At 48.1% G+C, this 17,419-nt stretch carries 7 protein-coding genes; 3 read left to right on the top strand and 4 right to left on the bottom strand.

The annotated features are described in order from the left end of the window. The first annotated feature begins 115 nt into the window (after positions 1–115). Positions 116–4,573: an ATP-binding protein gene (locus tag AC1S5B_RS21510; RefSeq protein ID WP_482037747.1), complete on the top strand. Its 4,458-nt coding sequence runs from the start codon at positions 116–118 to the stop codon at positions 4,571–4,573. Between the two features lie 34 nt (positions 4,574–4,607). On the opposite strand, the gene AC1S5B_RS21505 is transcribed toward AC1S5B_RS21510, so the two are convergent. Then, on the bottom strand, positions 4,608–7,904 hold the full coding sequence (locus AC1S5B_RS21505) for a hypothetical protein (protein ID WP_482037746.1): 3,297 nt from the start codon (positions 7,902–7,904) through the stop codon (positions 4,608–4,610). A 136-nt stretch (positions 7,905–8,040) separates the two neighbouring features. On the opposite strand from AC1S5B_RS21505, the gene AC1S5B_RS21500 reads away from it, so the two are divergent. Both AC1S5B_RS21500 and AC1S5B_RS21495 read left to right on the top strand, forming a co-directional pair. Continuing rightward, positions 8,041–8,367, top strand: a complete 327-nt coding sequence (locus tag AC1S5B_RS21500) for a hypothetical protein (protein ID WP_446869987.1) — start codon at positions 8,041–8,043, stop codon at positions 8,365–8,367. Positions 8,368–8,395: 28 nt separating this feature from the next. Further along, positions 8,396–9,412 (top strand): Rpn family recombination-promoting nuclease/putative transposase, encoded by a 1,017-nt coding sequence (locus tag AC1S5B_RS21495; protein ID WP_482037745.1) that lies wholly within the window; start codon positions 8,396–8,398, stop codon positions 9,410–9,412. A gap of 138 nt (positions 9,413–9,550) precedes the next feature. Here the strand turns inward: AC1S5B_RS21495 and ilvD are convergent, their stop codons facing one another. From ilvD to AC1S5B_RS21480, 3 genes are all read right to left on the bottom strand, one after another. Next, complete coding sequence (gene ilvD / locus AC1S5B_RS21490) at positions 9,551–11,395, bottom strand: dihydroxy-acid dehydratase (RefSeq protein ID WP_482037744.1); 1,845 nt, start codon at positions 11,393–11,395, stop codon at positions 9,551–9,553. Between the two features lie 283 nt (positions 11,396–11,678). After that, complete coding sequence (locus AC1S5B_RS21485; protein WP_482037743.1) at positions 11,679–14,105, bottom strand: bifunctional 3'-5' exonuclease/DNA polymerase; 2,427 nt, start codon at positions 14,103–14,105, stop codon at positions 11,679–11,681. Then, positions 14,086–16,806 carry a DnaB-like helicase C-terminal domain-containing protein gene (locus AC1S5B_RS21480; protein ID WP_482037742.1) on the bottom strand — a complete coding sequence of 907 codons (2,721 nt, stop codon included), beginning with the start codon at positions 16,804–16,806 and terminating at the stop codon, positions 14,086–14,088. The genes AC1S5B_RS21485 and AC1S5B_RS21480 overlap by 20 nt, the downstream gene beginning before the upstream one ends. Positions 16,807–17,419 lie beyond the last annotated feature (613 nt).

Raw genomic sequence — 17,419 nt, 5'->3', positions numbered from 1 at the left:
TGTCACCCTAACAAGGCGATCGCTCAGGTTACCTATATCCAATGGCAACTAATCAACTGTCCAGTTGGCTAAAATGTAGCAATTTAGAGAAGCATTCTTAGCAAGGAAGGAAATTTTGGATTGGTCTAGCTTTGATCTTCATGGCGATGCTCCTACACGTGCCTTTGAGTCCTTAACAGGGATACTATTTGAGCGCTGGTGCTACCAGGAATATTCCTCACAGATTAATCAGGTGATATTTGTTAATGGCGCTGGAGGAGACGGAGGTGTTGAAGCTTACGCAGAATTGATGAATGGTGATCTAATTGGGCTGCAAGCGAAGTGGTTTAGAGAATCGCTCCAATCATCTCAAATCAGTCAAATTAAAAGCTCTCTTAACACAGCTGCAACTCAAAGAAGCAGGTTAGTTCGATATGTAGTTGCTGTTCCCCGTGACTTAGGCGATGTGAGAAGAAGAGGACAGCAAGTTCATACGGAACGAGATCGCTGGAACAACTTTATTAGAGATGCTCAGGTAGAGCATACCAGTATAACTATTGATTTATGGGACGAAACCCGTATAGCTGAATTGCTGGCTGAACTAGGGAGCGAAGGGTTAAGACGCTACTGGTTTGAAGGTTCCGTTGCTGATCTACAATACCTCAGCATCCGACTCAACCAAGCACAGAGTGGCTGGCTAAGCACTAGATATACTCCTGATCTACATCAATCAGGGCAGATAGAACAGGATTTAGGAATTCGGTTAAATGGTCCTAGCAGCTATCCTACATGGCAACAAGAGGTTCGAAGAATTCTGTACCTCTTAGAGGAAGCAGATATTGCAATACAACGCCTAGAACGTTACCCAGAATTCATAGGTCTATCAGATGCTGAAGCCCTCATTCAGTCTGCTGAAGCCTGGTTGGCAAAAGCAATTGAAGAAGAGGTAGAAATAGAAAATTGTTTATCTTCAGGTAATGCATTCCCAATTCGTGCTTTTAGGAACGAACTTAATATCAATACTTCAGGCATACAGGATTTAATTAACATATTGTTAGCTGACGACGGATATTCTTCTCGTCATAATGCAGTTGAACCCATTGGCAAACAACTAGAGATCTTGCTTGAACACTGGTATAGGCGAAAAGCTACTCCTGAGAAGCTGCGAGTCTTTGGGTATCCAGTTATATATATTGGTGATCCTGGGGTTGGAAAAACTCATGCCTTAGCAAATGCAGTACAGCAACACTTGTCATTGAAAAAACCTGCTATTTTAATTCGAGCTAGAGACATTGACTTAGTGCAAAGCTGGGATTCCTTGTTAGCAAGTGCAATCGGTGAGACCGGGTGGAATTTGCGACAAGTTCTTGATGCCCTTGAAGCTACGGCAATTCAATCTGAAGTTCGTTCAATCAGTGAAATCGCTGGCGTGTCAAAGCAATTACCTGTTCGGGTGTTAATTGCAATTGATGGTTTAGATGAGACGACCAGAGCGGAGCGCTGGGCAGAAAAACTTGGGGAGCTAGTTGCAGTGGCGCTTCAACATCCACGGATTTTATTTGCATTCTCAGTTCGACCGAGTCTGATCCGGCAAATTTCTCTGCCTACCAACATTTCTCAGATCTGGCTGAGAGGCTCCGATGCACCAATTTCACAGATTTTTGAAGCATGTTGTCAAGTGAGCCGAATCCAGTGTCCACCTCTTTTAAGATGGGCATTGCGAACTCCGTTAGCAATTCGCCTTTTCGCTGAATTGTACCGTGAGCAGCATATTGGCACCTTTTCACTGCAAGAGTTTTCCTTGGTTGCATTAATTAACCAAAAAATTGACCATGCTGAGCAATCTATCAGAGAACGTGACGCGGAAGGCTGGCCCGCATCTATCAAACCAATCCGTACTTCCCTTCGTTCGATCGCAAAAGCCTGTTTTACCAAAGGAACAGCTTTGCTTGAAGAAGAAACGATACAAATTGTCGAATCAGCCCAATCAACTTCAGGCATTCTGACTCGTTTACAACTGCTGCAAATTCTCCATCAATGCCGTGATCAAGGACTGCTTTTGCACCGTAGCTTACCTTCAGATGATCCACTAGAGGAAGAGAGTTATACCTGGGAGCCAGCTTACGAAACATTAACAGATTTTCTCTTGGCATTGGAAGCACACAAAGATGCCGAAGCATCCCCCACTAATCCTGATTTGCCTTCATATTTGGTAGATCGGTTAGAAGCTGTTACGCTTGCAGTCTATTTACTTGGAGAAAAGAGCTTCAATTTCTTTACTTCTGAATTATGGAGCAACGATCTGAAAGGGCAAGGGCGTGAGGAGGTTCAACTCATAGCACTTTCGATGATGTCCTCTCAGCAGAGTGAAGCCTATCGGGATTGGGTACTTACCTTATTCAATCGAGATATGCCTAGTTGTCGAAGAGTTTTAAATGCTCTGATTGTTCCTGGACTGAGAATTCCTGAATATCCTTATGGCGCTAGATTTGTTCACGAGGCTCTTCTTCCACTGAGAGTAGCAGAACGCGATCTTTTCTGGTCTGGACCTTATCAGATACCTCATAATCATGGTGCTCAGTGGGAAGGCTACGCTCTAGGAGTTTTAGAAGCACTGGAGTTAGCTATCGATGATCCTTGGGATTCAGCCCCCTTGCTTTTAGCTTGGGCAACCACTACAGTTAATAATCGAAACAGACGGCGAATCCGCTCTGCTCTCGCAGTTTGGGGACATAGCAAACCAAGCCAACTTTTAACCCTTCTAGAGACTACCTTTCAAACAAATGATCCTCAGATGAAGGAGGATCTCTTAACAGCAGCTTATGGTGCTTCATGTCTTATTCGACCCACCGAAATATGGGTATCAATATGTGAATGGATTATTAACAGCTTCTTTATTCCTAATGCATCATATCAAACACACAATCTAATCATCAGACACTGCGCCCGTAGTTTGATTGAGAGGTGCCTTATATGTAATATCTTAATCACAGAAGATCTTTTAATTCATCTCTATAAACCATTTATAAATGCAGAAGAGTTACTTCCAATTAATGAAGAGGTAGTTAATCATGTCGATGAACATCACGGGATTGAGCCAGCTACCAGTGATCTTGCTTGGTATGTTGTACCTCAAGCAATAAAACCTTTTTTTGAGAATAGTCATTTTGCTCATGTGATTCACTCAGAGCAAGAAGAATCTTGTGAAGAGAGCCACAAAAACAACAAACTTCTTCAAGAGGTAGAGATTCAAGTGAATTTGTGGGATACAGAGAATGATCCTTCTGAATTTGAGGAAAAATCACAGTCTTCTCTAAACTACTCTAAATCGGCTCAAGCTCTCCTGGAAAAATATGCCAAAACTTATAATCTCCCAAATTTAACACCTAGGCGTCTTGCTTTTGGCTTTGTTAGAGCCTATGCCTTAAACCTAGGCTGGTCTGAAAATATTTTTATTGGAAATCCTCAGGGTGGAAAGCTTGGTGAAATTTTAGGGGCAGACATTGCTATTTTGCGCCAGCATGGCCCAGCATCACATGGAGAACAAAGTTCGATCTCGACTTTCGGTGAAAAATACGTTTGGGCTGCAACTCATGAACTTGCCGGTTTTCTAGCAGATCGCATCACAGCTTATGATTGGAATAATGAGCCTCACGAACCTCCCGTACACTTGGGGCTTTTGGCTGAAGTCAATAACCCAGCAACTGATATTGGGTATGGTCAGATACCTTCAAATGAGGCTTTAGAATTCTCAGAACTTACTCCAGATGTTGACTTAACTCAACCACTCCAGATCGATCGGGTTAATGAGTGGGTACAGGAAGCTCCTCTACCATCCATCGAGCCATTACTCTTAATTGAATCAAGCCAACTTCCCGACTGGGCAAAAAATCATGAGTGGTTAGTCTTAAGGGCATATGTGAAAAGACGCCATGTGGATAGTCAGGCTGAATCTATTTTTTGGACATCTAGTTTTGCGTTTCCCTCAGTTGCTATTCCCTTTATAGAAGATTGTGCACATAGTGGACAAATGCGGGATTTACATGAGTTCCGGGCGATCGTAGATTCACTGGAAACTTATCAAGATCCCTGCGAGGTGGTTTGGGCACCCTGGATTCGAGAAGCAGAAGGGATATTCTACTATAAAGTGCATGGTGCAGCCGAGAAACCAAAATTGATTCCTCTTCTAGCAACTACTTGTCAAATATATTGGCGAAGCCCAGAGGGAGAAACAGAAGAATGGGTCACTGGCAAGTGGCTTGGGAAATTGTTGGGGGTCGTTGACTTCCATGCAGGACGATTTTTAAATGCTTATGGAGAAGTTATAGGCTTCACAATTAAACAAGCGGGCGAAGCTTGGGAGAAACATCAGTGTCATCTTCTTCTTGCCCGTCGTGACATAGTTCTCTCTGCTCTAAACTCAAAGAATTTAAGTTTGGGCTGGGGAACTCGGCTGTACCGAGAACCATCCTATCCCCTCGTTATGTTATCAGGTGAAAAGAGACTATTCAGGGACTGGTGCACCACTACCTATTTTTCAAATAACAAGCTAACAACTTTTACACACAAAGATCTATTAAAACCTTGGTCTTAAAACGGAATCTATTTTCATAAGTTCCACTGATCCATCAACATAATTCACTAGCACCATAAGTATGGTGTTTTAAAGCTTGTCTTTTAAAATTTTTACCTACTCCTTCTTGCCTTAAAATCATAGTTTCTAATTCTTCCGCGTTTTTTTCTATAAGAGGAGCTATCTCCTCTCCAGAGTAAAGATTCCCTCGACATATCGTCCGCCTCGCTTCATTCCGAACAATAAAGTCACCTGTGGGTTGAACGTAAGCAGTCCACTGGTCACCCACCTTAAACTGAGCAATTTCAGCAGCACCTGACCGCCGCTGTTCATAGGTTGTGGCTACGGCTGTCACCAGTCCTGAAAACATCTCCTTACGCCATTGATCTCTATCCAGTTCAAAACTTTGAACAGCTTCCGCACCAGGGAGGACTGGCTCAGGCAGTTGAATGGAATCAGGGTTCAACTTCAGCACTACACTGGAACCTTCAGGACGTAGATTAGCTTCAAAAAAACTCCCGATCGGCAGCTTAGGGGTATCCGGTGAGAAGGTGCCCAGGTTCTTATCGTCGATCTGGACGATCGGGGTGCCGTTATAACGGTAGTACTCTGGATGCGATTCCGGCAGTTCAAACTCCCCTACCTGAATGCTCACAGTTTTATTGCGCCATTGCTTACTGGCAAAGTTCTCCCCGGCAAAGTCATTGTGGCGGATACCCAAAACCTTAATCTCATCGAACTGAAATGCCTGAAGCTGCTGACAGACTTCCTCAGTCAACAGGTTGTATGCCAGCGCCCCCACGCCTGAATCCTGCCGAGATTCCGCCCAAGTATGATCAGCGGGAGGAATAATCCGCAAATCATCGGGCACACGAAGCGTATCCAGCTCATTGACGTTCTGACCGAACTTAGCTTCTAGCTTTTCAACCAAACGGGGCGGCAGATCTTTGAGCGCAAACTCAATCATCGGTAGCTGCGGATGAATCATCGCATCAAATTGAATACCTTTTTGCTCTAAGGTTTCCTTCCACCGAATCGCATCTGCCCCAAACGGTACACTCAACACATAAGCATCTCTGGGTAGCGCTTCACTGGGTACTTCATAGCCATGCTGAAGGGCAAAGGTGATATCCATTTGCTCTGCCAATGCCAGACAATCCCGACGATGCCGATCCATTTCCGGGCGCGTGTGCTGGGTATACCAGAGTGCAGCGGCTCCCTCAAACCGTTCCTCTGGGGTCGGAAACAACTCATTAATTTCAGCACGATAGCTGTCGTAAAGCTTGCCCAATTCCTCATTGAAAGCATCCCGATCTTCCCCAACCCGCTCCTGAATTTCATCCCTGGCTTGCTGGAACCGGGTCTTCAGTTCCTCTGCCCACTCCAACGCATCCACAGACAAATCATCTTTCGGAAATAAATAGCGGAACTCGTGGCGATCGCGGCTCCGAATGCGGGTCGGCTCCCACAAAGGGTTGACGACTTCTCTGGCAAGCACATTGATCGAGCCAGGAGCATCGGCAGGCATCGCAAAACTCCGATAGAGGCGATCGTCCTTCTTAAAGTCAAAAAAGTGGCTGGGATGAGATTCTGACCAGCGTTTTGCATCCGAAAGCAGATTCTCCCCTTCGATCTCTTTGATATGCTCCAACCGTTCTGCACTTTTGGGTGAATCGACCTCGACCTGAAGTGCTTGAAACAGACGGTTAAGCAGTTTTCGTTGACGGCGCTCAAACCGCTCGACATTCTCCCCTTCCCCCGGCATCGACGATTGCACACGCCCAATGTTGGTTGCCACCAAACCTACCTTGTTCTGATTCGCCGCCGCCGCAATCTGAGCCAAATTCTGATACTTTGAGCCACCATCATCAGTTACAACTTCGCTGTAAGCCAGCTTGGGGCGTTGCTTTACTGCCTCAAACCGTCCTGGCTCGCCCGCTCGCAGCGTTTCTTTGGCAAGGTTAGGCAACTGGCTGGCAGGGCTAACCATGAGTTGATCGCCATCGAAGTCTGCCTGGTGATATTCCTCCGCATCTTTGGGGTTAATCCAAATGACACTGCGAGTTTTCTTCAGCTCCGGGTCGTGGCTGTTGCGGTAGAGGCGAATATTGTCTGAGTTAACGATCGGGTAGCGGGTCAGAATCACATCTCCTTCTGGCAGATGAGGCACACAAACCGTGCCACGCGGTAAGTCATCCGATGGCATCGCCATACCAGAACTATGGCTGTAGCCGCTCTTAATCGCTAAATCTCGCCATCTACCTGCCACATAATCCGTTGCAAACTTCCGAAACTTGGGAGTTTCAACCAATTGCCCATATTTATCGCTTCTTAGCAGTGAAATCCAGCGAGATTCCTGTACCTGACTATTGGCAGTCCCATCCATATCCTCAAATTCTTCTTCCGATCGCTCCTGTCGCCGTTGTTGTTCCTTGTCGTATTCCTGCACGATGTATCGTGCCAGTGCCAAAGGATGCCGCTGTAAAGCTGCCAAAACTTTGGCTTTTTGCTCCGTCGGCTGCTTCAAATCCTGCCGCACTGCATCCTCGGAATACCAGATGGTAAATTGCCAGCTATTGTCGTAACTGGTGGCTCTAGCATTGCCCCGGTTGCCCATGGCGGCTCGCGGAAACTCATAATCTCCACACGGAACCAGTTCGTCCAACCGGGCTTTTTTAATCCCCTTGATCGACGATCGATCCATGATGATGTCATAGCCCTCTGCCTCAGTCAGTCGGGCATCGGGCAGTAGCGTTCCCTTAGATAAGAAACTGAAACGCGGACAATTTTCCTCGCTTCCTTCTGCCCATTGCTTCCTCCAGGCAAACCGAAATTGAAACGGACAGTTTTGCTCGCCCCCCAGTTGACGAGCCAGCTGCGGCGAAATCTTACCGTGACAATCGCCAGTCTTGTAGTGGGCATACTCCGGGTCATTAAAATCCACAATTTTGACTCGCAGATTCTCCAACGTGTCAGACCCTTTGTAGCAGTTACTCACCAATAGAGAACCATACCGACAGGCAGTATCCGGCTCTGTCGCAAATAAGCGCCGGATCTTCTTACGCAAGTCGTCATCCGCAAAGTAGTAACTGTTGCCAGAACTAAATGTGAGTCGCCGCGAAGTGCCATCGGCAAAATTGCGCGCCCGCAGATGGTTCGCATTAGGATTACGATTGTCAATTTTTACGAGCAGCAGAGATTGCAGCTCCTCTGGCTCGAACATCTGTTCCAGCAAGGAGTTTTTAATAATCTCCGGCTCCGACAAATACCGTCCTTTCCCGTTGTTGTGCGCCCCATCAAAAATCGGGATACTGAGACCGGAACCCTCAATGACCCGCGTGGTCAGATCCATTACCTACGCTTCATGATATAAACGTACTATTATTTAACTTAGAAAGCGTTAGACTGTTTTTTGACCTTTACACAAAGCAGCACTGGCAAAATCAGCCAGGTGGCTATTCTTGAATTGAACAGCAAGGAGGTTAACAATGCCGTGGCACATTAAACGTCTGGAGAACGGTTTGCTGGTGCAGGCATACGATCAGGAACCCGATGATGAAAGCGAAGAACTCCTGACCCCAGATGGCAGAACTCAAGATGAATGTCATCCTCGGTTTGCCCATCTCAAGCCTGGGGAAAGTTTGGTACTACCCGATGAACCAAAAACCACGACTTCTGGTTCCTGGTATCCCAGCCAGTATGAGGATCTGGGCGAGTTTTTGAATGGTGATCCAGGGGCGATCGATAAGTTAGATAGCGGTAGCGGCTCTCGTCGCTACAACTGGCGCTATTACGAACCTGACGAATCTCTATGATTACAGGTAATACACGGGTTAACGTTGCATGAGCGATGAACCAAGCATTCAAGCTACCAATCCATCTGAACCACAAGCCAGTTTTGATGACCCTTGGAAAGAAGGGCTAGAGCTTTATTTTGAGCCATTCTTAGCATTTTTCTTCCCAGTCGTGCATGAACTGATTGACTGGAGCCGAAGCTATGAGTCGCTAGAGCAAGAATTTCAGCAGTTTGTTAAAGACAGCGAACTGGGAAAACGATTCACCGACAAGCTGTTCAAGGTTTGGCAACAGGATGGTGAAGAAACCTGGATACTCGTACATATAGAAGTCCAGTCTCAGGAGGACTCTGGCTTCGCAGAAAGAATGTTCGTGTATAACTATCGCTGCTTCGATCGCTATCGTAAACCTGTGATCAGCCTTGCTGTTTTGGGCGATGAGCGTCCAAACTGGCGACCCTCTTCTTACGGTTACGATCTGGGTGGGTGCCGAGTTGGAATTGAATTTCCGATCGCTAAGCTGGTTGATTATGAAGCCCAATGGGAAGCAATGGATCAGAGCCGGAACCCCTTTGTCGTTGTGGTTATGGCTCATCTAAAAACAAAAGCTACGGCTGGTCAGCCCCAGCAACGTAAGCAATGGAAATGGACGCTGGTTCGGAAGCTATTCGAGCAAGGCTATAGTAGAAATGATGTAGTAGAGTTGTTCAGGCTCATCGACTGGATGATGACCTTACCCGATCGCCTAGAGCGGGAATTCCGGGCAGAGTTAAGCCAGTACCAGGAGGAACGTCAGATGCCATATGTCACTAGCATTGAACGTCTAGCCAAGGAAGAGGGTATTCAGGAAGGAAGACTAGAGACCCTCCGGGAAACAATTATTGACGTTTTGAGGGTTCGATTCGCGACAATCCCTCCAACAATGGGTGAATTGTTGGCTAGTTTAGAAGATGGTACATTACTCAGACAACTCCACCTTCAAGCAATCACAATCAGTTCAATCGAAGAGTTCCAGCAAGTGTTAAGCCCGCATATCCAGGCTGATTTAGACAACCCAGGCTCTTGAAGGAATTTAAAAAACTTAAGGGCAACTCGGAAAATAGAGGTACTTATTGAAAATAACCCGGTATACCGTGGTTTACTTTCGCGATAAAGCAATTAATCAAGGTGCCCTTTAGCTGCAACTTTAATTACGTTCTTTCTCTCACTCAAGCATTTTCAAGTTGCGGACTGCGCCTTGATCGGCACTAGTAGCAAGCAGGGCATAAGCCTTGAGTGCTGCTGTTACCCGCCGCTGCCGGGGCTGTGCAGGCTTCCAAGCATCTTTGCCCTTTGCTTCCATAGCAGCCCGACGGTTGGTTAATTCCGCTGTCAATAGCTCCACATTAATGCTGCGGTTGGGGATATCGATGAGGATGCGATCGCCGTCGCGCACCAATGCAATGTTGCCTCCCGCTGCTGCCTCTGGAGAGGCATGACCGATCGAGAGTCCCGAAGTCCCACCTGAGAAGCGACCATCGGTCAATAAGGCACACACCTTGCCCAGATCTTTGGATTTCAGGTAGCTGGTTGGGTAGAGCATTTCCTGCATCCCTGGTCCACCGCGTGGACCTTCGTAGCGAATGATCACCACGTCGCCTGCTTCCACTTCATCGCTGAGAATGCCTTTGACAGCGGCATCTTGACTTTCATAAACGCGCGCCCGACCTTCAAACACACGGATGCTGTCGTCTACACCTGCCGTTTTCACAATACAACCCCGCTCCGCCAGATTGCCGTACAGCACAGCTAGTCCGCCCTCGGTACTGTAAGCGTTTTCGACGCTACGGATACAGCCCTGTTCCCGATCGCGGTCGATTGAGTCCCAGCGGGTCGATTGACTGAACGCTTGCTGAGTGGGAATCCCCGCAGGACCCGCTTTGAAGAAGGTGTGAACGGCTGCGTCATCAGTCCGCATGACATCCCAGCGATCGAGCGCGTCTTTCAGCGTCTGACTGTGGACGGTCGGTAAATCTGTATGAAGCAGTCCAGCTCGATCTAGCTCACCGAGAATGCCGGGGATACCGCCTGCCCGATGGACATCCTCGATATGGTATTTCTGCGTGTTTGGTGCCACCTTACAGAGTTGGGGCACTTGGCGCGAGAGCCGATCGATGTCGCTCAAGCTGAAATTGACCTCAGCTTCATGAGCAGCAGCCAGCAAGTGTAGAATCGTGTTCGTCGATCCACCCATCGCGATATCTAGCATCATGGCATTCTCAAACGCTTTGAAACTGGCGATCGAGCGTGGCAGTACCGAGTCATCATCCTGCTCGTAGTAGCGGCGGGTAATGCTAACAACGGTACGCGCGGCGTTGAGGAACAGATCTTTGCGATCGAAATGGGTGGCTAGCACAGTGCCGTTACCGGGTAAGGCAAGACCGATCGCCTCGGTCAGACAGTTCATGGAGTTGGCGGTAAACATGCCGGAGCAGGAACCACAGGTCGGGCAGGCAGAACGCTCATATTCATCAACAACTGCGTCGCTGATGCTGTCATTTGCGGCAACCACCATCGCATCCACTAAGTCCAGTTTGTGATCCGCAAGTTTTGTCTTGCCCGCTTCCATCGGTCCACCAGAGACAAACACGGTGGGAATGTTAAGCCGCAGGGCTGCCATCAACATTCCAGGGGTAATTTTGTCACAGTTGGAAATGCAAACGAGGGCATCGGCACAATGGGCATTGACCATGTACTCGACCGAATCGGCTATAATCTCGCGCGAGGGCAGACTGTAGAGCATCCCGTCATGACCCATCGCAATGCCATCGTCCACGGCGATCGTGTTGAATTCCTTAGCGACCCCACCAGCGGCTTCAATCTCACGGCACACCAGTTGACCTAGATCTTTGAGATGAACGTGTCCGGGGACAAATTGGGTAAAGGAATTGGCAACTGCAATAATGGGCTTCTCAAAATCCTCGGTCTGCATTCCGGTAGCACGCCAGAGCGCACGGGCACCCGCCATATTGCGTCCCTGAGTTGAGGTTTTGGATCGATAGGTTGGCATCGCACGTCTGGTTCGGCTAAGGGTTCTTAACAGTTTAGATTTTAGGGGGGAAATTTGCCTCATCGCAATGGGCTGTACTCATCCGAAGGACTGTGAATCTTGCCAAGGTTCGGGCCAAGGTTAGCGTGGTTCAGAACAAACAAAAACATCTGAATGTTGACTTTCTTCGTTCATGACTCAATAACATCCCGTCACCCATAATGGCAAGGTAAAGGGATTGGCGCTGACGAGCAGTTGCATGGGGATAAATCTAGCTGCCCTCAAACGGAAATTTTTTAGATCGCTATTTCTCAGCCCAACTGCTGACGATTGCCACCTCCGCCTTCACTGGCACCTTTCTTAAATACTGCTGTCCAGCCTGCTCCATCACTTGCTGAAGAATCTGTGCAGCCTGTTCTGCTGAATCTTCTGGAGCTTCCAGCAAAATTTCATCATGCACTGTGCCAATTAACCTGGCTCCCGTTTCTTTTAAAGCAGTGGGAAGTGTTGCTAGGGCAGCCTTAGTAATATCTGCGGCAGTCCCCTGAACTGGCGTGTTTAGCAACTCTGTCAACTTTGGTTCATCCTGCCAGCGTCGGAGGCGATCGCCCATCGTCCTCATCTCCTTTGGCAATCTTCGCTTAATCGCCCCATGCCAGCGGGCAATCCCCTGATACGACTCAAAATAGCGCTTACGAAAGGTTTCTGCCTGCTTTAGGCTCATCTGCACCCCATAGTTGTTGTAAGCGTACTCAGCTAATCCTTTAGCACCCATCGCATAGATCAGCCCGAAGTTGACGGCTTTGGCTGCTTGTCGCTCTGATTTCTCAACTTGATCCAAGGATTTATCGGCAATCAGGGCAGCGGTGAGCCGATGCAGGTCTTCATCATTCTGGTATGCCTCAATCATGCGGCGATCGCCACTCAGTTCTGCTGCCACCCGCAGCTCAATCTGAGAGTAGTCTGCCACAACCAAGCGATAGCCTGGAGCCGGAATAAAACAACTGCGAAAGATTTTGTCTCTGGGAATCTGTTGCAAGTTGGGGTTACGACAGGACATGCGCCCAGTAGCAGCCCCCATCTGTTGATAGTCTGGGTGAATGCGTCCGGTAATGGGGTGAACATGCTTGGGCAGGCTACTAGCAAACGCCTGAACTGATTTTGCTGCTTTGCGGTAGTCCAGCAATGCTCTGACGGGCGGATGCTCTTCTGCCAGCGGAATCAGAGAAAGTTTGCTAGTGTTCTCTACGGGCACACCCATCTGCTGTAGCGCCTCTAATACCTGCGGCTGACTGTCCAAATTGAGAGACACCTCATTTCCCAAGAGATCGAGCTGGGCACTCAGCAAGGCTGGCTGAAACTGTTGTCGCAATGCACCCGCCATTTGGTCTCTTTTTTGTTCCAGTTCTTGTCGTAGGGAAGCCCAACGGGAGAGATCGAGCAGCATTCCATTAACTTCCATTTGGGCGATCGCTCCCAAACAATCAAACTCCAATTTGGCAGTTTCCACCAAACGAGCACCTGTCAGCTTGGGCTTCATCACCTCGCGTAACCGCAGTAGAATCGCTGCATCTCGCGCTGCATACTCTAACTGCTCAGAAGAAAGACTGGGATGACTCCAGTCACTCCGCTGCTGTTCTTTGGAGAGTTCTTCTCCCAGATAGACCTTGACTAGTTCCGCCAGGTTGTATCCGTGCGATCTCACCCCTGCATCCAGCAATTGCGCCGCTATCATCGTGTCGAACAGTTTGCCAGCAATAGGAAGCCCTGCCTGTTGCAGGAATTTCAAGTCAAATTTAGCATTCTGCAAAACTTTGATTGGAGTACCTTGAAGCAGTTCGCGCAGCGGATCTAGCGTTTCCTTCGCAACTTTAAACAGGTCAATGATAATAACGGGTTGATTAGCCGCAGCAATTTGCACTAAACGAATTCGATCTTTTAAGGGATCAAGTCCAGTTGTCTCTGTGTCAACCGCGATCTCCTGACAACTTTGCAAGGGCTTAAGTACTTCTGCAAGCTGCTGTCCATCTTCAACAAACTCATAACTCACAGCAGCATGAGATGAATTAGAATCTGCTTTCTCATCTATGAAATCTTCTAAATCTAGTACAGATACGCTTTCTGTAGCAGCGATCTGGGCTATTTCTCGTAGTGGTATCAAGCAATCTGAATCGATCGACTTCAAACCAGAAAAAGCATCACTACTACACCAAACACACCAAATATTTTGATGCTGTCGATAAACATTGACATACATCTCCTGAACCACCAGCACAGCATCAATTGGAATACCAGATGGTACACGCTGAGAGTCTGGACGGAGAACAACTTGTTGACCAATCTCAAAACTGTCGTGGTTTGGAAACGATGAGGCTGTGGAACTAGGGGAGGGAAGAGGTTTGGTTTCCTTGACTTCCTCTGTTTCTATTTTTCCTCCCACCTCTTGATAGAGAGCATAGGAAACAATAGCTTTCTGTTTGGCAATCCGCGATGGTAGAGGCGGTGGAGTGTACCAGGTTTCAATCCAGGCATCGCTTGCTGATGGTGTTTCTGATTCAGCAGTTGCAGCTTTAATAGGCTCACTACTCTGTTGAACCCGATTCCTCAGAAACTGCCGTTTCCGAGCTTTTGCCCAATCCATTAAATCCTCATACAGTGGATCAGCAGCCGTAGAGAGATTGGAATTTGCTTCTACACCATTAACATTGGGGCTAGAGATCTTCACGGTCATTGTCCTCTCCTAAATCCAAATCAACCGGAATGAAGCGGTGGTAAGCCCGCTCATAGACAAACAATGGCTCTGCTGTGACACCACCCCGATTTTTGAGAATGCTAAGTCGCGCATAGGTCGCCTTCGCTTTTTCATTAAGCGGATACTGAGCGCGCACGTCTTGAATTTGCCGGAGTCTGAGATAGTCTCCGGCATAACGTTCTTCCAGCAGGTCAAGCTGATCTCTAGGCTGGTCATTGCCTCGCTGTGCCTTCCCCGTCTGAAGCAGCATAATGCAGTCTGCGGCGTGGGCAATCTTGAACGAGTCCCGTAACGCACCCATATCTAACGTTCCAGTCCGAAGCGCTTCCTGGTAGGCGGCTTTATTGATATCACTAATTGCCACCACAGCAGCACCTGTGTCCCGCGCCAGTTGTTTTAAGCCCGTCGCCACCCGCGAGACTCGTAACACTTCATTGGCACCAGAGTCGAGTTTTTCATCACCACAACACATCAGCTGCAAGTAATCGACAATCACCAACACGGGTGCTGTTTTATCGAGTTCTGCAATGCGCCGAATTTGAGCGATCGTCCCTTTCAAATGCGCGACTGTGACCTCTGGACCTGCTTCTAAAACCGTCAGATATTCTGCAATCTGCTGGTCATATGCCCGAATTGCCAGCGCAGTCTGTTGTTTCAGCCATTCGGTATGGGCATAGTCGGCATTCATCCAGTGCTTTGCTTCAATCAAGCCGGAGTTCAGCCCACCCATCCGCGACAAAGCGTTCACCCAGAGTTGCTGCTTCCCCATCTCAAAAGAGACATACAGCACGGGGATTTTAGCTTTTGCCGCTTCATCCGCGCACCAGGCGCACCAGGTCGTTTTTCCGGAGCCGGGAGGAGCACCCACGACATAAAGCCTGCCAGGATGTAACCCACCATTGAGAGAACGATTCAGCCAAGGAGCAGGGGTAGCGATCGCCGTTTGCGGTTGCCCAAACAATTCTCGGATCAAATCTTGAGTGTATGCCACCATTGGCATGACTTCTGAGGCATTCCGTTGCTGAAGATGTTGAGAGTGGTGAATGAGTGTTTCCAGCGTTTCGGTCACGGGATGTAAGGGGCTGTTCAACAGTTCGGATGCAGTAGCAGCCTGCTCTTTTGCCAGCGATCGCAAGCCGGTATCTCGCACTCTCATGAGGAGTTCTGTAAACGTCTCCCAACCACAGGGAGCCAGATTCAAAAGCTCATCCAAATAGGCAGCGATTTGATTCAGAATCGGTGTCGGTAGGGGAGAGCGCTCCATCACCATTTTCTCCAGCCGTGAGAGAACGAGACTGGGCGTTAACTCTCTCCCTTCTATCTCCAGGCTTACAAAGCATTCCCAGAGCCTTTGGTGGAGATAAAACGGCTTTGAATCATCGCCTTTGGGCATAAACGTGGCAATAAAGCCCTCAACGGGTAAATCCACACCTAAGGCTTCCTGCATCCCTGCTTCAGGGTGATGCAAGATGTAGGCCAGCAAATCTCGTTCAACTCGTCTAGCAACCTCGTTGTCACCCTCTGGCTTCTCCCATTGCCAAAAGGGGCAGGCATAGCCTGTACAGCCTCCACAGCGGACTAACTCACGGCTGTTGCGAATGTAGCTGCAACTCCACTGATAGTCGTGAGGATTTCGTTTAACTGAAGCATAGGTGCTGTGGAAATTTCTTAGCCTGGATTCAACCGTCGTTTTACTGGTTGGATGATGATCAGACGCTCGTGCCATTGCTTCTGCCAGGGGTTCTGCCTGGTTATGTTCCCATCCCCTGGTGATGACATAGCGTGACAGAGTTAAGTTGACTGAGTTGTAGTCCTGATCGGTTGGCGCACCCTGGCTCATCAGATAGTGAATGCAAGCAGGATGCTCATCGGGAGCCAGAATCGAAAAATCTGTAGATTTTGTGGCGGTAGTCTGCTGAACGGTTGAACTCCCAGCAAACCCCAATCGCTCCTGAAAAGCATTGCCCTTTTGATGCCCATTTTTACTGATCGCACTGCTGAGGCTCACTTCAAGTGCAGCTAGTTGAGCCAGTTGAGCCACAGGAGTCTGCTGAAAAGATGCCATCAAACCAGCCTGATCGTCGGGCACTACCGGAAATCCTTCAGACCAGTTCACTGGCTCATTTAAGAAACCGCTCCACTTACTGCTGATTTGGTGCCTGCCACAGGGCAATTTAATCGGTCGTCCTGATGCTTTACCATCGATTGCCGTTGTTGCTGTAGCAGGATAAATCTCCTTTGGCTTGTAATCAGCTAAATAACAAAGGTTCTGCAATGCCTTGACCCAAGTAGCACCAGGTAGCGGCATGTCAGCAAACAACCAGAGATGAAACCCACGACGACCACTAAATTCCAGATAAGTAGGGAATCCTTGACTAGTAGCGACTTGTTGTACTCGTTGAGACAGACTCAGCACCTCACGCAGAGTCTGCTCATCACTACCATCTTTCGGGGCATCAAAATCAATGCAGCCTGCTTTAGCCAGGTTTGTACCCGGTTGGAGGAGACGCACTGAGATAATTGGGTTGCCTTGAAGATGCGCTTCTACCACAGCGGGCGTGAGAGCCTGATCGTACTGTGACTGTAAAATATCAGCGCTTTGCCACACGCTATAAAGCTGCTGATGTTCATGGAGAATCAGGCGGTAAAGCTGCTGTAAAACAGTGGTGGTTTCTGGCATGTGGTTCAACTAATCAAGTCGGTAATGATGTCGTGAATGTGTTCATCCACTTGGGCGAACCAAAGACGATCACTGGGATAAATTGCAAAACAGGGGTGGCGGGTGAGTTTTTGTCTTTTTGCGTTTAAAGCGTAACCCCCTGTTTCCACAAAACAGGGGGTTACAAGCTGATCGATCTTATTGATCTGATCAGACGTGTAACCATCCTGGAATAGCTTGCTCCATAACCATTCTGAAAATTTAAAGTCACAGTAAGAGGAAGGTAAAGTCATCTGTAGGGGAGACTGAAGTCACGCTAATAGGAAATTAAAGTCCCATCCAGAGGAGCTTATTACCGCAGATTTGTAACCAAAATGATCTGGAATCTAGATCTGATGCTAGTTACAGGAGAGTTACAACTGCTTGGGACTTGAGGCTAACTGGCAAGTCACGAGTAGGGGAGACTGATGTCACGAGTAGGGGACTGTAACTATCAGTGATTGCAGCTAAAAGCCTTTTATAGCAATGGTTACAGCGGAGTTACGATCAGGTTACAGGGACATCAGAACAGCAAGTTTTGGTTTCTAGGTTTAGTGGCATTGTTTTAATGCGCTGCTGTATTTGGCGTAGTTCA

The organism is Leptolyngbya sp. CALU 1928, from assembly GCF_056784215.1.
The sequence above is the reverse complement of the archived record's forward strand: the minus strand, read 5'-3'. Positions and strand labels throughout refer to the sequence as shown.